This window comes from Pseudoalteromonas sp. J2K-J979 (genome assembly GCF_058169715.2).
The window spans coordinates 3,212,085-3,236,201 of the sequence record NZ_CM200281.1 but is presented as its reverse complement, the minus strand read 5'-3'; the positions used below and the strand labels follow the sequence as shown (position 1 = coordinate 3,236,201).

The 24,117-nt window shown below is 41.3% G+C and carries 23 protein-coding genes; all 23 read left to right on the top strand.

Annotated features, from left to right (window positions below; all coding sequences use genetic code 11):
* Positions 1 to 104: 104 nt before the first annotated feature.
* The 23 genes from AC3KVK_RS14780 (at position 105) to rng (ending at position 24,098) form a co-directional block, all read left to right on the top strand.
* Positions 105 to 1,049: a hypothetical protein gene (locus tag AC3KVK_RS14780; RefSeq protein WP_490311704.1), complete on the top strand. Its 945-nt coding sequence runs from the start codon at positions 105 to 107 to the stop codon at positions 1,047 to 1,049.
* Positions 1,033 to 1,626, top strand: a complete 594-nt coding sequence (locus AC3KVK_RS14775) for a PilN domain-containing protein (RefSeq protein WP_490311705.1) — start codon at positions 1,033 to 1,035, stop codon at positions 1,624 to 1,626. Before AC3KVK_RS14780 ends, AC3KVK_RS14775 begins: the two co-directional genes overlap by 17 nt.
* The gene (locus AC3KVK_RS14770) at positions 1,623 to 2,273 is read left to right on the top strand and encodes an agglutinin biogenesis protein MshJ (RefSeq protein ID WP_490311706.1); all 651 of its coding nucleotides are present in this window, start codon (positions 1,623 to 1,625) and stop codon (positions 2,271 to 2,273) included. The genes AC3KVK_RS14775 and AC3KVK_RS14770 overlap by 4 nt, the downstream gene beginning before the upstream one ends.
* Positions 2,251 to 2,580: a hypothetical protein gene (locus tag AC3KVK_RS14765; protein WP_490311707.1), complete on the top strand. Its 330-nt coding sequence runs from the start codon at positions 2,251 to 2,253 to the stop codon at positions 2,578 to 2,580. The genes AC3KVK_RS14770 and AC3KVK_RS14765 overlap by 23 nt, the downstream gene beginning before the upstream one ends.
* Entirely contained in the window at positions 2,564 to 4,255 is a 1,692-nt protein-coding gene (gene mshL / locus AC3KVK_RS14760; RefSeq protein WP_490311708.1) for a pilus (MSHA type) biogenesis protein MshL, read from the top strand. The genes AC3KVK_RS14765 and mshL overlap by 17 nt, the downstream gene beginning before the upstream one ends.
* Entirely contained in the window at positions 4,256 to 5,158 is a 903-nt protein-coding gene (locus tag AC3KVK_RS14755; RefSeq protein WP_490311709.1) for an ExeA family protein, read from the top strand.
* Positions 5,155 to 6,240 (top strand): tetratricopeptide repeat protein, encoded by a 1,086-nt coding sequence (locus tag AC3KVK_RS14750; protein WP_490311710.1) that lies wholly within the window; start codon positions 5,155 to 5,157, stop codon positions 6,238 to 6,240. The genes AC3KVK_RS14755 and AC3KVK_RS14750 overlap by 4 nt, the downstream gene beginning before the upstream one ends.
* Positions 6,237 to 7,955: a GspE/PulE family protein gene (locus AC3KVK_RS14745; RefSeq protein WP_490311711.1), complete on the top strand. Its 1,719-nt coding sequence runs from the start codon at positions 6,237 to 6,239 to the stop codon at positions 7,953 to 7,955. The genes AC3KVK_RS14750 and AC3KVK_RS14745 overlap by 4 nt, the downstream gene beginning before the upstream one ends.
* A 6-nt stretch (positions 7,956 to 7,961) precedes the next feature.
* Entirely contained in the window at positions 7,962 to 9,182 is a 1,221-nt protein-coding gene (locus AC3KVK_RS14740) for a type II secretion system F family protein (protein ID WP_490311712.1), read from the top strand.
* A 1-nt stretch (position 9,183) separates the two neighbouring features.
* Positions 9,184 to 9,687: a hypothetical protein gene (locus AC3KVK_RS14735; RefSeq protein ID WP_490311713.1), complete on the top strand. Its 504-nt coding sequence runs from the start codon at positions 9,184 to 9,186 to the stop codon at positions 9,685 to 9,687.
* Between the two features lie 135 nt (positions 9,688 to 9,822).
* Positions 9,823 to 10,404, top strand: a complete 582-nt coding sequence (locus tag AC3KVK_RS14730; RefSeq protein WP_490311714.1) for a type II secretion system protein — start codon at positions 9,823 to 9,825, stop codon at positions 10,402 to 10,404.
* A gap of 33 nt (positions 10,405 to 10,437) precedes the next feature.
* Positions 10,438 to 10,932 (top strand): prepilin-type N-terminal cleavage/methylation domain-containing protein, encoded by a 495-nt coding sequence (locus tag AC3KVK_RS14725; protein WP_490311715.1) that lies wholly within the window; start codon positions 10,438 to 10,440, stop codon positions 10,930 to 10,932.
* A 7-nt stretch (positions 10,933 to 10,939) separates the two neighbouring features.
* Positions 10,940 to 11,416, top strand: coding sequence for a type II secretion system protein (locus tag AC3KVK_RS14720; protein ID WP_490311716.1), 477 nt, complete (start codon positions 10,940 to 10,942; stop codon positions 11,414 to 11,416).
* On the top strand, positions 11,403 to 11,990 hold the full coding sequence (locus tag AC3KVK_RS14715) for a type IV pilus modification PilV family protein (RefSeq protein WP_490311717.1): 588 nt from the start codon (positions 11,403 to 11,405) through the stop codon (positions 11,988 to 11,990). Before AC3KVK_RS14720 ends, AC3KVK_RS14715 begins: the two co-directional genes overlap by 14 nt.
* Positions 11,990 to 12,823: a prepilin-type N-terminal cleavage/methylation domain-containing protein gene (locus tag AC3KVK_RS14710; protein WP_490311718.1), complete on the top strand. Its 834-nt coding sequence runs from the start codon at positions 11,990 to 11,992 to the stop codon at positions 12,821 to 12,823. Before AC3KVK_RS14715 ends, AC3KVK_RS14710 begins: the two co-directional genes overlap by 1 nt.
* Before the next feature lie 7 nt (positions 12,824 to 12,830).
* A complete protein-coding gene (locus AC3KVK_RS14705; protein ID WP_518526917.1) occupies positions 12,831 to 13,307 on the top strand; it encodes an agglutinin biogenesis protein MshP in 477 nt (158 codons plus the stop codon).
* Positions 13,282 to 17,409, top strand: a complete 4,128-nt coding sequence (locus AC3KVK_RS14700; protein ID WP_490311720.1) for a LamG-like jellyroll fold domain-containing protein — start codon at positions 13,282 to 13,284, stop codon at positions 17,407 to 17,409. Before AC3KVK_RS14705 ends, AC3KVK_RS14700 begins: the two co-directional genes overlap by 26 nt.
* Positions 17,410 to 17,555: 146 nt before the next feature.
* Positions 17,556 to 19,520, top strand: coding sequence for an SUMF1/EgtB/PvdO family nonheme iron enzyme (locus AC3KVK_RS14695; protein WP_490311721.1), 1,965 nt, complete (start codon positions 17,556 to 17,558; stop codon positions 19,518 to 19,520).
* 161 nt (positions 19,521 to 19,681) lie between these two features.
* Positions 19,682 to 20,725 (top strand): rod shape-determining protein, encoded by a 1,044-nt coding sequence (locus AC3KVK_RS14690; RefSeq protein ID WP_086744067.1) that lies wholly within the window; start codon positions 19,682 to 19,684, stop codon positions 20,723 to 20,725.
* Complete coding sequence (gene mreC, locus AC3KVK_RS14685; protein WP_490311722.1) at positions 20,725 to 21,564, top strand: rod shape-determining protein MreC; 840 nt, start codon at positions 20,725 to 20,727, stop codon at positions 21,562 to 21,564. Before AC3KVK_RS14690 ends, mreC begins: the two co-directional genes overlap by 1 nt.
* Positions 21,557 to 22,036 carry a rod shape-determining protein MreD gene (gene mreD / locus AC3KVK_RS14680; RefSeq protein WP_490311723.1) on the top strand — a complete coding sequence of 160 codons (480 nt, stop codon included), beginning with the start codon at positions 21,557 to 21,559 and terminating at the stop codon, positions 22,034 to 22,036. Before mreC ends, mreD begins: the two co-directional genes overlap by 8 nt.
* The gene (locus tag AC3KVK_RS14675) at positions 22,036 to 22,626 is read left to right on the top strand and encodes a Maf family protein (protein WP_490311724.1); all 591 of its coding nucleotides are present in this window, start codon (positions 22,036 to 22,038) and stop codon (positions 22,624 to 22,626) included. The genes mreD and AC3KVK_RS14675 overlap by 1 nt, the downstream gene beginning before the upstream one ends.
* The gene (gene rng / locus AC3KVK_RS14670) at positions 22,626 to 24,098 is read left to right on the top strand and encodes a ribonuclease G (RefSeq protein WP_490311725.1); all 1,473 of its coding nucleotides are present in this window, start codon (positions 22,626 to 22,628) and stop codon (positions 24,096 to 24,098) included. The genes AC3KVK_RS14675 and rng overlap by 1 nt, the downstream gene beginning before the upstream one ends.
* Positions 24,099 to 24,117 lie beyond the last annotated feature (19 nt).

Genomic DNA, 24,117 nt, shown 5'->3' with positions numbered 1-24,117 from the left:
TGCACTGACTCTGGATGGCTTAATGCACTTAACACGGTAATAAACTTGCTAAGTGTGCTAAATAACTGATAATTTAAGATATCAGCATATTTTATAATAATTATATGATAAAAACTCTGCTAAACCGCTTACCATTTTTGAAGATCAATAAACATCCTGAAGCGATGGTTGGCTTGGTTGTTCAACATCTACAAATCAGTGCTGTGTGTTTAGTACAAACACAAGAACAATGGGTGGTTGAACAAAAAGTTACTGAAACTTTTCAAAGTGAGGCTGATTTACTCACAGCCATGTCTGACTGTTTGCAGCAACTCAATAAATATCAGGGGCAATCGGCAGTGGTATTGCCTAGCCATATGTATCAATTAGTGCAGATAGATAAACCTCAGCTGACAGAAAGTGAAATTCAACAATCATTACAGTGGATGGTGAAAGATTTAGTCACTATTAGCCCTGCAGATATTGTTGCTGACTATATTGATAACCCCATTAAACAAGGCGCTTTAGAAAAAATAAGCGTTTTTGTGAGTAACCGCAGTTTAATTTCGCCACTAATTGATGTGGTGAACCAATCTGATGTGCCATTAGCTTTATTGACTTGTGAAGAAATGATTATAGCAGCCTTAGTGGGGAGGCAAAGTGCTGCGAATTTGATTATTTGCCAAGAGAGTGGTCAAGAACCTAGTTTATTAATTATTCGAGATGGAAGTGTTTTGTTTTCTCGTCGCTTACGTGGATTTAGCCGTTTAAGTGACATGAACTTAGAAGACTTAGCTCATGGGATGTTAGACTCGCTCAGTTTAGAGGTGCAGCGTTCAATTGATTTTTTTGAGAGTCAATTAAAACAACCACCGTTGAAGTCGATTTTAATTCGTTTACCCAGTGCCTGCTTAGCTGACATTGTGGCGCAATTAGGTCAATATTTCCCAGTCAAAGTGCATGTTTTTAAATCTGAGTTACCAATATGCCAAGGGCATGAAGACTTGTATCATTTTGCAATTGCCGCAGCGGCGGAATTAATCGAGGGTGGTAATGAAGAGTCGCATTAATCTATATTTGCCTGAGCTAAGACCTCAAAAAGATCCGCTTTCTCTTTTAAAGTTATTGATTATTTGCGCTGTTGTATTGGTCATTATGTCTGTGATGAGTTCAATATTAACAACTCAGGTTTTAAAGATAAAAAAAGTACACAAGGCTGAGCAAGTGATCGCTGATCAGCAACAAACATCATTAAGCCAGCTTCAAGCTCAATTAGATGAAAAGCAAAATAAAAGTAAATTAGCTCAGGAGCTCAATATTATTGAAAATGAAATCGAACAGAAAAAACTAATGTTTGATTTTATTTCGCAGCGTAGTGAGGCTGATGCCGTTTATTTTGCGAATGTGATGACTGATTTAGCTCGTTTTCATGATAATCGTATCTGGTTAACTGAATTTAAGATTAGTCATGGCAATGTTAAGTTGGCAGGGGTTGCGAAAAACGCAAGCGCGCTGCCACATTGGTTGGATAACTTAAAACAATCAGACTTTTTTTCTGGTCAATCATTTTCAGTGATGGAGTTTGAGCAACAAAATGGCGCTGCATCGTTTACAGTTGCCGGTAATGAGCATGAGGCTGAGCCATGAAAGAGCAATGGATAGCATGGTCTGATAAGTTTTCGCAGTTACAGTTAAGAGAGAAGTATCTATTTTTAGGTGTTGGGTTGTTTTTGATTTGTTATCTGTTCGGCTTTTTTCTGATCAATCCGATGTATCAAGAATATGTTCAAACATCAAAAAGCTTGGTGGTTACTAAGCAGGCTATTGAAAATAATCGTCAACAAATAGAAATGTTTGAAAATGCTTTACTACAGGATTATACCAGACAAATACGGACTAAAATTGAAGAAGCTAAGCAGCAATTAAGTAAAGTTGACCAGCAACTACAGGTTTTTAGCCAAGGGTTTATTCCTCCTTATAAAATGGCAAAGGTGCTGAAAAAAATATTAGTAAACAACAGCAAAGTATCGCTAGTGTCATTTAAGTTGGAACCCGTAAAGAGTATTACGGTGGGTGAAGGCGAACAGTCCGTTAACGTGTTTTATGAGCACTCTATGGTACTTAGTTTACAGGGCGACTTTTTCTCTCTTTTGAAATATGTTGAACAGGTTCAAAATGTGGAAGAAAAGTTATTTATCAAAGATTTTGAGTACAAGGTGCTAGAGCATCCAGATGCGCAACTTACATTAATTATTGCAACGGTCAGTGCTGATGAAAAATTTATTTCTATTTAGTGTATCAGTCATGTTGTTGATGTCAGCTCCATTAAGCGCACAGAACTTAGCTGATCCTACGCAACCGCGCTTTTTATCTCAAGGAGTGGGCAAGCAGCTAGTCAATAAAGGCAAAACGACATGGCGGCTTGAGTCTTTGATACATCATAACGGCCATTATAAAGCGATTGTGTCAGGGACAATTTATCAGCAAGGGGAACAGCTAGGTGACTATGTGGTCGCTAAAATCACTCAGCGTGCTGTTTATTTAACTCGTGGTAACGAACAACTAAAATTAGAATTATATCCTCATGAAATTAAACGTTAATCAATCATTTAAGCTTGCGAGTGCCACTTTACTTTTGTCATTTCTCTCGGCATGTGAATTGACAGAGAAAGAGCAAGATATTCGCCCTCATATCAGCGAAGAACTCACAGCTGATCCACAGCAACCTCCCATTGAAACACGTTCTAATGCGATGCCTGACGGGCTAACGGCTGAATTGCTCTCGTCGGTGAATTCAGATTTATTTGCGCCAAATGAATTACAGCTAAAGCGGTTTGAAATAGCATCGAATGAAATTGACGTGCGCAATTTCTTTACCAGTCTTGTAGATGGTACTCCTTACAGTGTGGCACTGCACCCTGAAGTCGAAGGCAATATCAGTTTGAACCTGAAAGATGTCACAATCGACGAAGTGATTAAAATTATTACTCGGATGTATCCACTTGATGTCTTCCGAGAAGGAAAAATTATTCAGGTGTTGCCTGCTCGAATGCGAACAGAGTCGATACCAGTCAATTATTTGATGATGAAGCGAACGGGTATTTCGACTGTCAGTGTGGTTGCTGGTGGCGTAAGCCAATTTGATCAAGGCGGTAATGGTGGTTCTTCAAACTCTGGTTCACAAGGGTTTAACCAAAATAATAGTAATAACAATAATGGTAGTAATGGTAACAGCATTGGTGGCGGCAATAATATGCAGATCAATGGTGCCAGTATTCAAACTTCTTCAGAGTCTGACTTTTGGACCGATTTGAAAAAAGCACTCGAATCGCTCGTTGGTAAAGACAAAGGGCGATATATTATCGTCAGCCCGCAGGCTAGTTTAGTGACTGTACACGCTTTACCAAGCGAAATAGCGGCGATGAAAGAGTTTTTACGCCAAAGTGAAGAAAGCCTGCAAAGACAAGTGATTCTTGAAGCTAAAATTATTGAAGTAACTTTAAAAGACGACTATCAACAAGGTGTTAATTGGAGTGAAGTGCTAGGTCATATAGGCAGTACAGACTTTAATTTTAGTACCTCGGCTGCAGGTCAAATCGGTAACACGATTTCTGCGGGTTTGGGTGGTATTACTAATGTTGTTTTTAAAAATGCAGATTTTTCAGGTGTTGTAAATTTACTTTCAACACAAGGCGATGTGCAAATGTTGTCAAACCCGCGCGTGACAGCAACAAACAATCAAAAAGCGGTCATAAAAGTTGGGCAAGATGAATATTTTGTGACCGAAGTCTCTAGTACAACGGTAACGGGCAATGCGACAACCACGACACCCGAAATTTCTCTGACGCCATTTTTCTCGGGGATTGCCTTGGATGTTACTCCACAAATCGATAAGTTTGGTTCGGTTATTTTACATGTCCACCCATCGGTCACTGAAACGGAAGAGCAGCGCAAAGTAATTACACTTAACAATGAAGAGTTTGTTTTACCGCTTGCACAAAGCAATATCCGAGAATCAGATACAGTTATACGAGCGGGTAGTGGTGAAATAGTCGTCATCGGAGGGTTAATGCAAACCGTGACCAGTGATGAAGAATCAAAAACACCGTTGCTCGGAGATATTCCGATGTTAGGCAACTTATTTAAAAGTGTTCGCAAACGTCAAAATAAAAAAGAGTTAGTTATTTTAATTAAGCCCACCGTTGTGATGGCTGACACCTGGCAACAGCAACAGCAGCGCTCAATGAAGCTGCTTAAAAGTTGGTATTCAAATTAAATGTATTTAACGTTTTTTTCTTTACATGAAATGCCATTTTCGCTGACGCCGAATACGCAGTTTTTTTGTGCTTTAAAACCTCATAATGAAGCCATGCAAGTGTTACTTACAGCATTGAAAATGGGAGAAGGGTTTATCAAAGTAACCGGGGAGGTCGGCACAGGTAAAACCTTATTATGCCGCAAGTTACTTAATAGTTTACCAAGCGACGCTGTTGTTGCTTATTTACCTAATCCTTATTTAAATCCTGATGAGTTGCGTTGGGCATTTGCAACAGAGCTTGGGCTAACCAACGATTCAAATCTAGATCAGCAAGCACTGACCCAAAAAATAGAGCATAAATTGCTTCAGCTACAAGGGGCAGGGAAAAGCGTTATTTTGATCATCGATGAAGCGCAGAGCTTAAGTTGGGATGCCTTAGAAGCGTTGCGCTTGTTTACTAATTTAGAAACAGAAAAAAAGAAGCTCTTACAAGTGGTTTTATTTGGACAACCCGAACTTGATCAACGCTTGTCTCATGAACGTGTACGCCAGCTTCGTCAGCGTATTAGTTTTTCATATCAATTACGGCCAATGACCAAAGCTGAAGTGGTGTACTACATAGAGCACCGCTTGAAAGTGGCGGGAGCGACTAAAGCCTCACTTTTTAATCAACGCTGTGCACTAGAGATTGCAAAAGCAAGCCGAGGGATTCCGAGATTGGTTAACTTGTTATGCCATAAGGTGCTGTTACAGGCTTTTGGTCAAGGTGAAGAACAATTGACGATAAAGCATGTTAACCATGCGATTGCTGATACAGAAGATTGTACGCAAACATCATCACATTTTAAGTGGGGGCTAATGGCAAGCGGTTGTGTTGTAGTTGCGATAGCAGGTCTTTGGTTTTGGAGGCAAATGCTATGAGTGTGATTAATAAAATGCTCAAAGATATTGAGAAACGCGAAGACACGACTCAATTGCCAATTGGGCCGACAGTTGAGGTGGCGAATATTGTCGATACACAACTCTGGATAAAAGTGGGTCTTCTCGGGACGTTTTTATTTGCTTGTTTAATTTTGGCCTATTTATTTATTCCAAGTAAGCTTTCAGAATCATCTAAAGTAATTGGCTTATCTCAAGCTGTGCAGCAAGTAGCACCCAAGACTTTAGCGAAACCAGCCTTAGAAGCGGAACAATCAGAACCGGCTACATTAATATTGTCATCCAGCAAGGTAGAGAAAGAGCCTAACCATACTGTAGTGCTCGAAACTTCAGATGTGCAAACCAACTTGAGCTCAGCAGAACAGATTGTTAAAACGAAAAATGTACCAACTGTGCCTAGCAAAGAAAAACAGACCGCGGCCATTGCAGCGCACATTCAACAACTTACGCCGCAACCCGAAGCTCGCATTCAAGTTACTCGCCTAACTACAAGAGAACGGGCTGAAGAGTGGTTTACTCAAGGAAAAGAGTCTTTCAAATTTGGTTTAGTCGATGATGCGATCCGAGATTTAGATAAATCGTTAACACTGATGCCCATGCATATCGATGCCCGAAGTTTATTGGCAGCAGCTTATTATGGTCGGGGACAATTAGCCCAAGCCGATGCTATTTTAAGGCATGGATTATCACTGAATCCTGATGTGATGCGCTGGCGTATTTTATTAGCAAAAATTCTAGTCGAACGGCAAAGTTATGAGTCAGTAATGTCTATTTTAAGTTCTTCTTATGACGCTCATGCGAATATAGATTATTGGATTCTAAAAGGTACAGCTGCACAGCAATTGAATGAAAACGCGATTGCATTGTCTAGTTTTCGCAAGTTAACTCAGCTTCAACCCGATCAGGCAAAATGGTGGCTTGCATTAGCCAGTTCTTCTGATGCGGCTGGAGAGCAAAGTAATGCACGACGTTTTTATATGACGGCTTTAGAGTTAGGGGGGTTATCTCCAAACTCACGCAGTCACGCTGAAAAACGTCTTGAGTATTTAGGAGGACGATTATGATTCGACCAAGGTTGAAAATGCGATTGGGTGATTTGCTTGTCCATGAAGGCATTATTGAAGAGCATCAGTTGTTAGCTGCTTTGCAGGCGCAAAAGTCCTCAGGTCGTAAGCTAGGATCGACATTAATTGAACTGAAAATGCTGAGCGAGCCACAACTTTTGCGCTTTTTGGCTCAGCAATTAAATGTCCCATTTTTGGATATCTCTCAGCAGCGTATAGCCCCTGAGGTTGCCAAAATATTACCCGAAGTGTATGCCCGCCGTTACCGTGCTCTTGTGATTGAAGATCGTGGCGAATCGATCTTACTAGGGATGAGTGATCCCGCTGACTTAAGCGGCCTGGATCAGATCGCGCCAATTATTGCGCCTAAGCAAATCGAATTGGCAGTGGTTCAAGAAAGTCAAATGATGGAAGCATTTGATAGTTTATATCGTCGTACTCAAGACATTGAAAACTTCGCTTCACAGCTTGAAGAGGAATATCAAGAAGGTGAAGACTTTGATCTTAATGCCCTAGATGATGATGCATCCGATGTCACCGTTGTTAAATTACTGCAATCAATTTTTGAAGATGCTGTGCAAATGCGCGCCTCCGATATCCATATTGAGCCTGATGAAGGGTTACTGCGTATTCGTCAGCGGATCGATGGCATTTTGCATGAAAATACCCTTGACCAAGTTGCGATTGCAGCTGCGTTAGTTTTAAGACTTAAGCTTATGTCAGGGCTAGATATTTCTGAAAAACGAATGCCGCAAGATGGGCGCTTTAATATTAAGGTTAAAAATCACAGTATCGATGTTCGTGTGTCGACGATGCCAGTTCAAAATGGCGAGTCTGTAGTAATGCGATTGTTGGATCAATCTGCTGGATTACTGACTTTAGATCAAACAGGCATGCCAGCAAAAATGTTGCGCAGAATGCGTGAAACCCTAAAGCGCCCGCATGGCATGATTTTGGTTACCGGCCCGACAGGTTCAGGTAAAACAACGACGCTATATGGTGCATTAAGCGAACTCAATCAGCCGAGTACAAAAATTATTACTGTTGAAGATCCCGTCGAGTATCGTTTAAAGCGGATTAATCAAGTGCAAGTTAACCCTAAAATAGGTTTGCACTTTGCAAACGTATTGCGTACCACGCTTCGACAAGATCCTGATGTGATTATGGTTGGGGAAATGCGCGATCAGGAAACGGTCGAGATTGGCTTAAGGGGCGCATTAACCGGCCATTTAGTGCTTTCTACGCTGCATACTAATGATGCAATTACCAGTGCGATGCGTTTAATCGATATGGGGGCTCCTTCATATTTAGTTGCGAGCTCATTACGTTCTATCATTGCCCAGCGATTAGTGCGACGGATATGTGAAAATTGTCGCACAGAATACACACCAGATACGCAAGAACTCGCCTGGGTGAAGTATTTAAAACGAGGCACGGCAGAACCCTTAACTTTTAGTGTTGGTAAAGGTTGCTCAACCTGTAATTACACCGGTTATAAAGGGCGAATTGGTGTTTTTGAGTTGTTAGAAATGAATGAGCCCATGATGGATGCCCTTAGAGCTGCTGATACACAAGCTTTTGCACAAGCTGCTAAAGATAACCCTGATTTTGAACCGCTGGCATTGATGACACTTGATTATGCAGCACAAGGGATCACGACACTGGATGAGGTCTTTAGGGTTTCAGAAGGTCTACCTGAAATAATAGGTAATTAATCGTCGATGCCAATGTTCAAATATCAAGCTAAAGATCGCCAAGGAAAGTTACATCAAGGGGTGGTTGAGGCTAGCAATCAAACAGCTGCAGCGGATTCGATCCTCAAGCGAGACTTTATTCCTATGAGTATTGTTGAAACTAAAGGCGATGGTGATGCGTTTGATTTCATGCAGTACTTTGAGCCAAAAGTGGGGCTTGATGAACAGATTATTTTTTGCCGGCAAATGTACTCACTGCTTAAGGCTGGCATTCCGATTATTCGTGCAATAGTTGGCTTGGCCGATACCACCACCCATAAACGCTTCTCTGAAGCACTCAATGATTTGGCTAAACAATTAGAACAAGGCCGTAATTTATCCAGTGCAATGGCTAGCCACAAGAAAATATTTAGTCGCTTAATGATATCGTTGGTCGTGGTGGGAGAAAGTACCGGTAAGCTTGAAGATGCATTTTTACAGCTGGCAACATATTTTGAACGAGAGCAAGAAACCCGTAAACGAATTAAATCGGCGATGCGTTATCCCACCTTTGTGATACTCGCATTGGTTGCGGCGATGTTTATTTTAAATATTTTTGTAATTCCGACTTTTGCCGACATGTTTAGTAAATTCCATGCTGAGTTGCCTTTAATGACCCGCATATTGATAAATACATCTGATTTCTTTGTAAATTATTGGCTTTTATTGATTATCGCGATGTTAGCGAGCGCTTTAGGTATCCGAAATTATATTCGGACATCAGCGGGGCGTTTGAAATGGGATCGAATAAAACTAAAACTACCTTTAGTAGGGTCAATTATAGAGCGTTCACTTTTAGCTCGCTACAGCCGCAGCTTTGCCATGATTTTAAAAGCAGGGGTACCTATGACGACCGGGCTAACTTTAGTGTCTGAGGCGGTTGATAATAGCTACATGGAGTCTAAAGTGATCGACATGCGCCGTGGGATTGAAAAAGGCGAAAGCTTGTTACGGGTCTCGCGCAATAGTGGCTTGTTTACACAGCTAGTTTTACAAATGGTCTCCGTAGGTGAAGAAACGGGTCAAGTGGACGAATTACTCCAAGAGTCAGCTGAGTTTTATGAGCGAGAAGTGGATTTTGATTTAAAAAGCCTGACGGCCAAAATAGAGCCCATTCTTATTTCTGCCGTGGCTGTGATGGTGTTGGTTTTAGCTTTGGGTATTTTTACGCCAATGTGGGATATGATGTCTGCAATCAAAGGGCGTTAATATGAAGCGAAGTGATAATGACGAAAAGCAAACGTCAAATGCTAAGCTGTATTATGTGGTTATTTTATTGATTATATTTGCGATTTTTTTTGGTGCTTTCGCAGATAAAGTGACGTCATTGATGGAATCAATCGATGTCGTTAATCGTGATAGGTCTGTAGCTGAGTTTCAACAGACAGTGAGTGCGATTCGAAGTAAATGGTTGCAAGCTAAACGCGCGAGCGTCACATTAGATATTGTTGAAGGGAGTCAATTAGATAAAAAGGGCTCCATAAGTTTTCGGGTCAATGAGCGCGGTTATGTGATTGGTTTACTCGAAGGAGAGAACTTTAACTGCCAACAGTTATGGGTGAGTGTGCAATCGCAGCCATGGAGTGTATCTTTGTTAGCGAATGTCATGCAAATTAAAGGAGAAGCCGTTGGTTGTCGATACAAAGTGACTGAGCACCACTTTCTAGTCTATGACAGTGTTGCTGGAAATGTATTTTTATTACCAATACCGTGAAAGTAAGTTAGAATCTTCTAAAGAAAGTAGAAATAAAAGTAATTTAAACTAATAACTTATAATAAGTAATTGAACTAAACACAGTCTTTAAGTTAGATTTAATATAAGACACTGTATTCTATTAATAGGAATGTTATGAAAACAACGAATAAACAATCAGGCTTTACCCTTATTGAGTTAGTCATAGTCGTCATTATTCTTGGGTTATTAGCTGCAACCGCATTACCGCGCTTTTTGGATGTAACAGAGCAAGCAGAGGATGCTTCTGTTGAAGGGATGGCAGGTGGTTTTGCTGCGGCGGTAGGGCTTGTGCGCTCTCAATGGGAGTTAGATGGACGTCCGCAGGGTACAGGGAACGCAGCATTTATAACTTATGACACAGTAACAATTGGTATTGATAATTCCATAGGTTACCCGACTACAGACAGCACACAGACAGATACTCGAGCTAATCAAATGAATGCTACAAAGTGTAAGCAAGTATTTGATACTATTTTACAAAGTACACCACCTAATACGACTAGCGCTGTTTTGACTGACATTCAAGCAAATCGCTATTTTGTCCGCGCAGATGGTGCAACAGATACATGTATCTACTACTTAAGCAGTTCAATTGATACCACAATTCCACCGAATGGACCCTTACCTGCAGCAGGAAATTTTAGAGGCTTTACATATTTGCCTTCAACAGGACAAGTCACCGTTTTTAATCAATAATTAGTAACAGTTAAATTTTAATTAGAGGTCGTTATGAATAAGAAGCAACAAGGTTTTACTCTGATCGAATTGATCATTGTGATTGTTATTTTAGGTATTTTAGCTGTCACAGCATCTCCTAAGTTTTTAGACATTCAGGGCGATGCCCAAGAGTCAGCTCTTCAAGGTGTTAAAGGCGCGTTAGATGGTTCAATCAATATCGTTTATGGTAAAGCCGTTATAGCAGGCAAACATAAGTTAGCGGCGCAAACAGTAGAAGGGATTACGACAGACTTTGGTTACCCTCAAGCTACAGAAGCAGCGTTAGAAGCTGCGATGGAAATAAACTTGAACGCTGATGGAATAAATGGGGACTTTGATTTTAAAGCGACAGCGGCAGCTGGTGGTGCAGCGGCGAAAATTGAAATTTTTCCAAACGGTTTAACTGCATCTGATGACACGCCAGCAGGCACTTGTTATATCACCTATACAGCAGCTTTAAACGCAACAACTAAAGCGACTGTGACTGGTACATATACAGGTTGTTAGAGTACCAATGAAAGCTCGCGGCTTTTCGTTAGTTGAGCTGATCATTACGTTAGTTATTTTGGGCACACTGTCGGTGACGGTGCTGCCCAAATTTTTTGGTCCAAGTATCTTTGATTCTTATACTACTCGCGATCAAGGCCTTTCGGTATTGCGCACTATGCAACTCCGTGCCATGCAAAATACTGGTGCCACTTGCCATAAAATTATTATTACGCCAACTTTAATGGCTCCCCCACCTGTTGATACATGTACAAATACAGCAGATAAAAACAATACCGATTACTTAGTTGTTGAACTTGATGTTGCACGAACGGATGTCCGATTTGTAACAACCGATACCAATAGCAACTCATTTACTGTGATAGAGTTTGATAGTTTAGGGCGAACAAACGCAAGCCCAAGTTGTGACAATGGATGCCGTATCGATATGGGTGAAGCTGACATCTGTATCAATAGTGAAGGTGCGATCTATGGCTGTGAATAAGCATCAAAATACCGGATTTACCTTGGTTGAGCTGATTATCGGTATCGTGGTACTGACTACATCTTTGACAATTATTACAGGTTTGCTTGCCCCTCAAGCTAGGCAGAGCGCAGATCCCGTCGTACAAATCAGGGCGACTGCATTAGGCCAAGCGCTGATGAATGAAATATTAGCTAAGTCGTTTGATCAACGCTCGCAGCGCAATTCACCTTGGTTTCGATGTGGTGAGCAAGCAATTATGTGTACTGAATCTGTTAGCTTTGGTCCTGATTGTGTCGATGCCACACAAGCAGCGCCTGCTTGTTCTGGTACCAGCATAGAGGATCGTACGACATTTAATGATGTTGATGACTATCACAATTTATCTTTAGGCTCTGATGCTGAGTTTGCCGCTTTCTTTAGTCTTCCTGATGATTATTACAGAGGGTTCAGTTTATCTGTATCAGTTGCTTATGATGATAATTATAACAATACAGGGAGCAGTAGTAGTAAAATAGCGAAGTTAATCACTATTGAGATACTAGCCAGTAATAACCAGTTGTATCAGTTTTCTGCGTATAGGGGGAATTACTGATGACCAAAGGGTTTACATTAGTTGAGCTTATTTTAGTAATTGTGATATTGGGCATTATCTCTGTTGGGACTGTGCAGTATTTGAGCTTTGGGGCGCAAATTTATGCAGATAGCACTGAACGTGACGAAGTCGTGTCTCAGGCTCGTTTTTTAATGACGCGTTTGAGCAAAGAGTTACGCCATGCTGCACCTGGTTCGGTGAGGTTAAGTTGTACGAACCAACCGGGAGATCTTTGTATTAGCACACAATGCTTAGAGTTTGTTCCGTTTTCAAGTAGTACTATTTACACCAATAACTTACCGATGGATACGTCTCAAAGTGGTGAGATGACGGTCGTTGATGCAGCGCAAAGTCCAAGCGTTAATGATTGGGCCAGTATATATGCGTTAACAGCGGATGATGTGTTTGACCTCTCGCAGGGAAAGCGTCGGAGAATTATCCAAGTAACGGAAGAAACAGTCTCGACAAAACCAGATAAGTGGCAAGTTGACTTTGGATTTAGTGCTAGCTCACCAGCTAAACGTGTGTATGTTTTACCAAGTAGTGGGCCTGTGTCGTTTTGTTTAGAAGATAAAAAAATATATCGTTATCAAGGGTATGGTTTTAGTAATACTCAACCTGTTCCAAATATCGTCACTCATACATTAAATGGAGTCCAAGGGAACTTTTTAGCTCAATATATTCGAAATACGGTATCGTTGAACCCTGTATTCAAATATGAAACGGCGAGCTTAACCCGTAATTCGATCGTTAATATTCAGGTTGAAATGGGGTTTTCAAATTCAGAGCCAGTATCATTTAACCATGAGATCCATTTGCCTAATGTGCCATAATCAGACTATGCATTATTCAAAATTGCTCTCTAAGCATCGTGGAAGTATGTTACTGACAGCAATGTTTATCGCTATATTAATGCTGGGTCTTGGGTTGGCAATTGTGAAAATCATGTCTAACTCTGCGAATAATAATGCAGTTGAATATTATGGTGCTCGAGCTTTTTTAGCGGCGCAAAGTGGGTTGGAACGAGGTTTGAATGAGATGTTTCCCTTAGGAGGGCCTTCTGGATCAGGGAGCTGCCCAATGACAACAAATTTTGATTTGACTTCACCGGCCTTAGCAAACTGTCATGTCGTATTAGCGTGCGAGCAAGTGGGCCCAGTGGACGATTTTAATCTTTCGCTTTCTCAAGTGACTGTTTACCGGCTTACAAGTACAGCGACGTGTAAAGTGAATGATTGTGCAATAGGACAAGCTTGTCGGAAAGACTTTTGGCAAACTCAGAGGGCGTTAAGTGTTGAAGCTAAAACGATTAATTAATCTTTCATTGCTCATTTTTTCGAGTTTAGCTAGTGGGCTCCTTTTTGCATTGCCACAATGTGATGCATTATTTCCTTCAGGTTTAGCCACTTTTAATAATCAGACAATTACCTTAAGCAGCGATGTGACTGTTGTAAATTCAAACCCCTTAACAACAGTCAATATCAGCGCCCATTCGAGTGCTCGCTGTGATAATGCGACATGTACAGCTACCGGTACTAATTCTGAATTAATTGAGCCTTTTAGCTATCCCCCGGCGAGAGTGGTCGGTAATAATCGACGCATAGAAGGGGAGTATTTCTATAATGGTGGTGGAGGGTTATCTGCTAACCCAAATCAAACCTTCAGAATTAGAGAGGACTCGAGAATTTATTCATTCGGGTCATTTATTATTAACAATAGTATTAATAATCAAAATGGAGCCTTTGATTTATTTATTTATGTTAATGGTTCACTTTCAATTAACAGTGATGTGGTGATTGAGCCTAATGTTTTTATTTATGCAACAGGCGCAGTAAGTTTAGGTGAAAATGTTCAAATCACTGGCAGTGTTGTTGCTGGTGGCGGGATTAATATAGCGCAAGACGCCACGATTACTTATTTAAATCCTGGGTCAAGTTGGGCTGTTTCTCCTCATTGTGATGATGTGCCTGCGGTTGTTCATGGAGGTGGTGTTGCCAATGCGCATTATCCACTTGATTTGTGCTTTGATGTGGGCAGCTCAACGGTGACAGATTTGATTAATGGTTACCTGGGACAATTATCTAATGTTGGAGAAAATAGTAATGGTGTGATCCATTACAGTGCTGATATGAGTGCTGATACCAGTAGTGATTATCTTGCTTTTCAAGATGTAGACATGTTGCAAGGAAGAAGTAGTTTTGCGGTCTCTATGTGGTTAGATTTTTCTGATACACAAGCATTGCAGACGGTGCTTGCCGCAACGAACCCTGCCAATGGTTCGGAATTTAAAATTGAATTAAGACAATGGCAAAATTCTTTTTATCCGCAAATAACTTTGAATGGTCAATCATACTGGTACTTCAATCCAATAAGTACAAATGGATGGCAGCATTTAGCTGTGTCAGTCGAACAGCAAAATGTGTGTATTTATATCAACGGCGCAATATCGGAATGCACCGACTTAACTGCAGGCCCACTTTCAATCAACCAAATGACATTAGGTCAAACGATTTCATCCAGTGGGGTGATCGGTGGGCAAAACTATATCGGCTTTATCGATGAAGTGGTCTTTTTTGATGATTCACTTTCTCTAGCTGAGGCGGCATTTGTTTTTGATAATCAAAGTGTAGGAAATAGCTATGATGGTACTACAGCACATCAAGCGCCAGAATGTTTGATTGGTTGGTATCAGTTCGAAGATAACTTAAATGATTCATCTCAAGAGTTAATCAATAATTTAACGGGGGTTGGCACGTTAACATATAGTCAGACCAATCCTGATCCTGCTTATACAGAAGCACCTGACAGCACCTGTAAGTACCTAGAATTAGATGGTAGTAGTTATGCTCGAGTCAACGATAGCAATGACTATAACCAAGAAAAACTAACCGTCAGTGCCTGGGTTTACCCAACTAGAGAGCAAAATGAGTTGCAAACTTTGGTTTCAAAAGATGAACACTTTGAGTTTCATATGAACAACCAAGAGCGACTATTTTGGTGGTGGACTAATGATAATCGGCAATCCCATACACTGACGAGTAATGTCCCTTTAAGTTTAAATGCTTGGTCTCACGTGGCGGTCACATACCAAGCAGGCGCGCAGCGTATGTATATCAATGGGAATTTAGTCGCATCAAGTAGTTGGTCCGATGGCTTATTTGAAACACCGTGTGACTTTTATATAGGAATTGATACAGCAACAGCAGGTAGTAACTCATGTGGCGGCGTACTGAATAACCGCCGTTTTAGAGGGAAAATCGACGAAGTAAAAATATATGCAAGTGCATTAACGCAAGTAAAAGTACAAGAAGATATGCGAAAAGTTCATGCATGCAGCCTTAATCCGTCTATAGATCATTATCGGATTGAGTTGGCCAGCGCGGCAGGGTTAACCTGTGAAGCGACGAATGTTGTACTCAAAGCATGCGCAGATGCAACATGTACAACGCCATATGCAAATAATGTTACCGGTCAAATCGTAGCAACCCCAAATACCCACGCTACTTGGACGCCATCTGATGCTTTTTCATTTTCCGATCAGACTAATTTAGCGATTAATTACCTGCAACCACAGAGTGTGGTTTACACCTTGACGAACTTGCAGCCGACATCAGATGTACGTTGTTTTATAGCTGGGAGTGAAACATCGCAGTGTGCGACTGAGTTTAAGGACTCTGGATTTAAGTTTGTGAACGGTAATGATAATAGCTTATTACCGAACCAAATTGCTGGATATGATTTTACCAGTTATTTAAAAGTTGTTGAAAAAAATACCACGACTGGCGTTTGCCAGTCGGCATTGAGTGGGCCTGAACAAGTGCAGTTGAAAGTAAATTGTACGACGCCCAGCGCATGTAGTAGTGATAGTGCGATGAATTTCCAGAGTAATGGGGTCAGTTTAAATGACTCAACGTTTGTGACAGTGTCAGTTAATTTTGATCCCTCAAATAACAATTTGGCGATGCTTAGCAATGTTTATCCTGATGCTGGTGAAATTAGTCTTGATGTGCAAAAAGCGGTTGCTAATGGCGCTGTGCTGCAAGGCACGTCAAACGAATTTGTAGTGCGACCTGATCGTTTTGAATTTAGCCTAGAAGATGGGCACACTCCCTCTGATAATTCATATGCAGTCGATGCAAGTAGTTCTGTTTTTAAAAAAACCAATCAAGCGTTTCCTGTGACGATTGCTGCGGTTAATAAAAATGGTGTGACGACACAAAACTTTCATTCATCCGATATTACTCCAGGTTTGCTTAGTCTGAATCATAATTTGGAGTTTCCAAATGCTGGAGAGCTTGGCAGCTTTAGTCCTGACGCAACCGGTGTTGTGTTTAATAATGGCGAAGCTGCGTTTAATGCAACTTGGAGTGAGGTTGGGATCATTGGCTTAGATGCAGCTGTTGCTAGTGCAGGATATTTAGGACATGCAGATGTGATAAGTGGTGGCGTTGATCATGTCGGGCGTTTTGTTCCAGCTGCATTTTACCTTGAAAGTAGCTCTGTCGAGCTAATAGCTATGTGCAGCTCGAAGTTTACTTATTTAGAGCAGCCTTTTAGAGCGGCGTTTAAAGTTAAAGCACTTAGTGATGCTGCAAATAATATATTGGTGACCAAAAATTATACGAGTACACTTGCTAAAGCTGATGTGACAATGAAACTAGAAAATAATGAGCTTACTCCTCAGTATAAATCTCACAGTGATTTCGAGGATAGCAGTAATGTAAGTCGCTTAGTGGATAAAGCAGATCAAGGTAGTTGGATTTCAGGTGAGTATCTACTGGATCAAAGTGACTTTGTACTTAAGCGAGACTCAGTCGTCGATGGGCCATTTACAGCTGTGCAGTTTGTTATCACGGTTCAAGACAATGAAACCTCTTCATTCACAGAGTTGAAGGGGCTGGATGAAGATTATGAAACAAATGACTTCGGACAACCATGTCATTTAAATGTGCCCAGTACTTGCAACAGCGTTAAGTTGAATGAAGATCCGCTTGAGTTTAAATATGGCCGTTTGGTATTAGAAGATACGTATGGGTCAGCATTCAATCCAACACAAATTCCTCTTAAAGCAGAATATTGGGATACAACACAATGGCGACTTAATCTAGATGATAACTGTAGCGTATACCAACAAAATATAAGCCAAATATCACCAGTAAGCCCCACGCTTTCTTTTTCCCTTCAAGGAGTAAGTCCTTATGAGCTTGTTTCGGGGAAATATAAGGCCGGTCAAGGCATCTTTGTGACCCCGCTTTCGCAAGACCAAGGAGGTGTGTTTATTTTAGAGTATGCCAGCCCGCCTGTATGGCTGCAGTATGACTGGTTAGGTGATAACTCTCAGCTAAATCCACGAAGCCAAATTCAGTTTGGACGATACCGAGGGAATGACCGAGTGATTTATTGGCGTGAAACTAATTAAATCTCGTGGTATAACTACATGCTAGCTAAAATTAATTGAAAAATTGAACAATGCTTGTATTTTGCCTTGCAACTCCATAGCATAAAGGGCAATTTAGAATAAAAAACAATAAGAACCAAAAATCGGCCGTTTTGGGAATGGAATGTATGCGACTAGCTCCTTTATCTATATTAATATCAATCAGTTTATTAGCATTGAATGTTCAAGCTCAGGATGGGAATACAGTTTCTAGTATTGAATCTGATATCTCTATTAAGCAAACTGAATTTGACAACTTTACAGATGTACTAGAAAAGCACTTAAAAGAAGAGAGTCAATTGCAGCAGCAATTGGATCTGCTAAGAGCCCGTTCAAGTAAGCTTGATAAAGAAAAAAACCAAGCGCTTGATGCAATGAATGATATGTATCGTCGTATGATTGAAGATCCTTCTATCGATATTGGCGAGGCGAAAACGCGTTATCAAGATGCAATTGGACAGCATAAACAGAATAAAGATGATATCGCGCTGCAATTGTCGGCGATAGCATCTCACCGTAAAGAAATAGAAAAAATACGCGTATCGAAACATGCTCTTTTGAACGTTTTAGAAGGCCTTAAAGAGCAGCGTAATACCGCGAGAATTGAGCGCTTACGCAACGAGTTTACTCGAGAAGGCACCGTTGAGGTGACTCACACAGTTAACTGTAAACGTACCGAAACGTTAGCAACCTGTGAGCAGCGAGGCCAGCATTTAGGGTTACAAAAAGCAACCAAGCGTTTTATGGATCAAATCTTTGCTAATCTAAGCGAAATTAGAACGGTTGAACCCAAACGAAACATGGCAGGAGCGCAAGCGCAAGTATTAAGTAGTCATGTTGTGTCGAGTGAGTTTAGTGGGCAAGGAAACTATAACGTTAACTTGAGCGTTGCAATGCGAGGTACGGTTAATAATGGCCGGTTATGCCAACTATTAAACTTAGACAATCGTTTTTGTGGTGAATACGGCGCGGCTTCTATTGGGAACACTTATCAGCAAACTGTCGGGCAAAGTTACTCAGTTCCAGTCGTAAGCTTTAGCGATATGCCTGCTGAAGCATCGCAAGAAAGTTACGCGCAACCTCAAATCTCTGTATTACCGAAGCCAGAACAGTCACTTCGCCATGAATTAACATTGCGCTCTAATGTATTTGATGATGAAGTGTTTATCGGTGGCGTCAGTTATGGCTCGACTAAGCTTCAAGTTGAATTGCCACAAGGTTTACATGAAGTTGAAATCCGTAAAGTGGGTTATCAGCCATTTCGCCAAACGGTCAATTTACGCAGTACCCGCACCATTCGTGCAAACCTTCGCAAAGAATCTTCTGAACTCACTCAGGTCGTTGCTGCCCCAGCTGTATTGAATGCTGTTGCAGATACTTCATCTGATATGGTGGTGATCCCTGCGGGTGAATTTGAAATGGGTGATTTAACCGGAAATGGATTAGCGAATGAGCAGCCGGTAGCAAACAAAATCCTCAGTGATTCGTTTGTGATGCATAAAAAAGAAGTAACAGTTGGGCAATATCAGACATTTATCGCTGAATCTAATTACACCACTGAAGCCGAGACTGGTAAAGGTTGCGCATATTACTTAAATGGTGAGCCTGTATGGGAACCTGGATTAAACTGGAAAAGCCCAGGTTATGAACAAAGTGATGATTTTCCGGTTGTTTGCCTCACGTATAACGATGCAAAAGCATTTGCTGATTGGTTGACCACTAAAACAGGACAGCAATATCGTTTGCCTACTGAGGTTGAGTGGGAATATGCAGCGCGTGCGGGGTCTAGTAGTGATTATGCTTGGGGAAATGATATAGGCAGTAATTTAGCCAATTGCGGATGGTGTGGCAGTGCATGGTCGAACCAAAGTGCTGCACCAGTTGGTTCGTTTCAACCAAATGAATACGGCTTATACGATATGGTTGGCAATGTTTGGGAGTGGACCCAAAAAACGGCAGCACAATCCGATGTTGCTGTTCGGGGTGGGGCATGGAATTTTGCACCGAGTTTAGCTCGCTCATCCACACGCCTTATTTTATCGACCGATTTTAGGGCCAATTATATTGGCTTTCGACTAGTCAGAGAACGCTAAAAGACGGGAGGCTAAGCCTCCCGTTTCTTTTTGTTGCGATTGAGCACTCATATTTCAAAAAAATAGTGTTAACTTGGTAGTAATTCTTGCTGATTTAAAGAGTCGTTGGTAGAGTTAGCGCAGACACTAAGAACAAGAAAATACAAGGATTAGCCAGTTCCATGTTTAAAAAACTACGCGGTATTTTTTCAAATGATTTATCCATAGATCTGGGTACAGCCAATACGTTAATTTATGTCAAAGAGCAGGGGATTGTTCTTAACGAACCTTCAGTGGTTGCAATTCGCCATGACAAACCTGGCGGTCCAAAAAGCGTCGCTTCTGTTGGCCATGAAGCGAAACAAATGCTGGGGCGAACGCCGGGCAATATTAAAGCAATCCGCCCGATGAAAGATGGGGTTATTGCAGATTTTTATGTAACTGAAAAAATGTTACAACACTTTATAAAACAAGTTCATAACAATAATTTCTTGCGTCCAAGTCCTCGAGTATTGATTTGTGTTCCTTGTGGCGCAACTCAAGTTGAAAAACGAGCCATTCGTGAGTCAGCCATGGGTGCTGGAGCACGAGAAGTCTATTTAATTGAAGAGCCAATGGCTGCGGCAATCGGTGCTGGTCTACCCGTTTCTGAAGCAACGGGCTCTATGGTTGTTGATATTGGTGGCGGTACCACCGAAGTGGCAATTATTTCGCTTAATGGAATTGTCTATTCATCATCAGTGCGTATTGGTGGTGATAAGTTTGATGAAGCGATTATTAACTATGTACGTCGTAATTTTGGTAGTTTAATTGGTGAAGCAACGGCTGAGCGTATTAAACATGAAATTGGCTCAGCGTTTAAGACTGATGATATCAAAGAGATTGAAGTCCGAGGTCGTAATTTAGCTGAAGGTGTACCTCGCTCATTTACGCTTAATTCGCATGAGATTTTAGAGGCATTGCAAGAGCCGTTACAAGGCATTGTGAGTGCTGTTATGGTGGCACTTGAACAGTCACCGCCAGAGTTGGCTTCAGATATTTCTGCTCACGGTATGGTATTAACAGGTGGCGGAGCATTACTAAGAGATCTTGATCGCTTATTAATGGAAGAAACAGGGATCCCAGTTGTGGTTGCCGATGATCCACTTACATGCGTTGCGCGTGGTGGTGGTAAAGCACTCGAAATGATAGATATGCATGGTGGTGATGTTTTTAGTTACGACTGATGAATTTACTTTTTGGAAGAAGCGCACCTTTACATCTGCGATTAATTATCGCAGTTGTTTTGAGTGCGGCTTTAATGTTTGGCGATCGTTATACTGACGGTGCTTCAGCCATTCGGACCAGTCTCAATACCATTGTAAGTCCGCTGTTTTATTTCGCGAATCTTCCCTACGAACTTTTTAGTTGGGGATCGGAAAACTTGCAAAGCCGCCGATCTCTAAATCAAGAAAACGAACAACTCAAAACTCAGCAACTGCTACAAAGTGAACGACTGCAACAATTTGCTTTTCTTGAGCAAGAAAATCGTAAGTTAAGAGCTTTGTTGGGCTCATCAAAAGTACAAGAGAATAAAAAGCTCGTTTCACAAGTATTGTCGGTTCATTCCAATCCATATAGCCATCAAGTGGTCATTAATAAAGGGTTACTTGATCAGGTGATTGAGGGTGTCGCTGTGGTTGATGAAATGGGTATTGTGGGTCAAGTGACGCAGGTTGGGAGTACCACGAGCCGGGTATTGTTGATGACTGATATTATGCATGCAACTCCGGTTCGAATTTTGCGAAATAATGTGCGTACTGTGGTTGAAGGTATCGGTAAAATTAACCAAGTTAAGCTCTCGCATGTACCTCACAGTATGGATATCCGGATTGGTGATATCTTATACAGTTCGGGTTTAGGCGGTGTTTTTCCTGAAGGTTACCCTGTCGCTACCGTGACTAAGATTACTCGAGATGAAGGGCAACCTTTTGCTCAGGTGTTTGCAGAACCCGTGGCGCAATTAGATCGTATACGTTTACTGGTATTGCTATGGCAATCTGATGAGGCCGAATTAAATGACTAGTCGACATTTTTGGCTGATCAGTTTTTCAATTTTTTCTGCTTTAGTGATGGCTTTGGTACCATTGCCAATTGCGTTTGAAGCTTTTCGGCCTGATTGGGTTTTATTAGTGCTTATGTATTGGTCTATTGCGTTACCGCATCGGGTCAATATTGGAGTCGCTTGGTTAACTGGTCTACTGATGGATTTAGCTTTGGGTTCACCACTTGGCGTGCATTCGATGGCCTATTCGATTTCCATTTACATAACAGCCAGTAATTATCAAAAAATTCGCAATTTTTCAGTATGGCAGCAAGCTTTTTTAATCGCCTTATTTTTAGCGCTTTATCACTTGATTCAATTTTGGTTAAGCCACTTTCTGATTGATATTTATTTTTTACCGCAATACTTATGGCCCGTGCTAACAGGTGCACTTTGTTGGCCATGGATATTCTTGTTGTTGCGTAAATATCGACGTAATTTTAGGATCCGTTAATGCTTCAACCTATTTATTTAGCGTCAGCTTCACCTCGTCGTCGGGAACTCCTTACTCAACTTAATGTTGAGTTTTTGCAATTTAGTGTCGACGCGGATGAATCAGCTTTACCCAATGAAACTCCTCATGATCATGTGGCGCGTTTAGCTCAGTTGAAAGCACAAACAGGGGTGGAATTGGGGTATGATGATCGCCCTGTTTTAGGGTCGGATACCATTGTCGTAGTGGATAACCTTATTTTAGGTAAGCCAAAAAACCAGCAAGATGCAGCGAAAATGATGGCGTTGTTAGCTGGAAAAACTCATCAAGTCATGACCGCTATTTCAGTAGCGAACAGTGAACTTGCTTTGACAGATGTTGTGGTCACGGACGTGACGTTTCGAGCTATATCGGATACTGAAGTTGCCGAGTATTGGCATTCAGGTGAGCCGCAAGATAAAGCGGGTGGATATGGTATCCAAGGGTTAGGTGGGCGATTTGTAAGCCAGCTAAATGGGAGCTATTTTGCTGTTGTCGGTCTACCCTTATATGAAACTGAGCAATTGTTACTTCGCTTTGAACAGACATCATCATTGGTAGGAGCTAAGTAATGAGCAGTGAGTTATTAATTAATGTCACGCCAAATGAAACACGGGTAGCGCTGATTGAAAATGGTGTACTACAAGAAGTTGAGCATGAACGAGCTGGAAATTTAGGGATTGTCGGTAATATCTACCAAGGTAAAGTGAGTCGAGTCTTACCGGGTATGCAAGCTGCATTTGTAGATATTGGTCTCGATAAAGCTGCTTTCTTACATGCTTCTGATATCGTCAATAGTGCCTCAATTGTTGAGGGTGTTGATGAGCAACCAATAAAAAAAGTTCAAGATATTCGTGAGTTAGTTCGTCAAGGGCAGCACATTCTAGTGCAGGTAGTTAAAGATCCGCTCGGTACCAAAGGAGCGCGTTTAACCACTGAAATTACTATTCCATCACGTTATTTAGTTTTTATGCCTGATGCAACACATGTTGGTGTGAGTCAGCGAATAGAAACGGATGAAGAACGAAAACGCTTAAAAGAGATTGTCGCCGAATACAACGATGAAGAAGGCGGTTTTATTGTTCGCACTGCAGCGGAAGGGGCGAGTGAAGTTGAACTCGCCCATGATGCGAAGTTTTTGAAAAAACTGTGGCAAAAAATTGTCACTAGACGCAAAGCGGCCCGTAAAGAAGTTTTACTTCATGGTGATTTGACCTTAGCATTTCGTACTTTACGAGATTATGTCGGTGAAGATATGGAGCGCATCCGTGTTGACTCAAAACTTGCCTTTATGGAACTCAAAGAGTTTACTGAAGAGTTCGTCCCTGAGCTGACCCCGACCTTAGAATATTACCCAGGTGAGCGACCCATTTTCGATCTTTTTGATGTGGAAAATGAGGTACAAAAAGCCCTTAAACGTAAAGTTGAATTAAAGTCTGGTGGGTATTTGATCATCGATCAAACCGAAGCGATGACGACCATTGATATCAATACAGGAGCTTTTGTAGGCCATCGTAATTTAGAAGAAACGATTTTTAATACCAATACTGAAGCCACTCAAGCAATCGCCCGTCAATTACGATTGCGCAATTTAGGCGGCATTATTATTATCGATTTTATCGATATGACCACAGCAGAGCATAAACGTAGAGTGTTGCACTCTCTCGAGGTTGCTTTGCAAAAAGATCGTGCAAAAGCGAATATCAATGGTTTTTCTGCACTTGGTTTAGTTGAAATGACTCGAAAACGTACCCGTGAAAGCCTAGGGCATATCTTATGTGGGGTGTGTCCGGTATGTGACGGCCGCGGAGCGCTTAAAACAGTCGAAACCGTTTGTTATGAAATTTTACGTGAGATAGTCCGAGTCAATCGAGCGTATGCAGCCGATAAATTTGTTGTATATGCCTCGCAGGCGGTCAGTGAAGCATTGTTGAATGATGAGTATCACAATTTGGCTGAACTTGAACTATTTATCGGTAAGCCTATCAAAATACAGATTGAGAGTTTGTATAATCAAGAGCAATTTGATGTGGTAATGATGTAGTGCAAAAAATTTCAAAGTG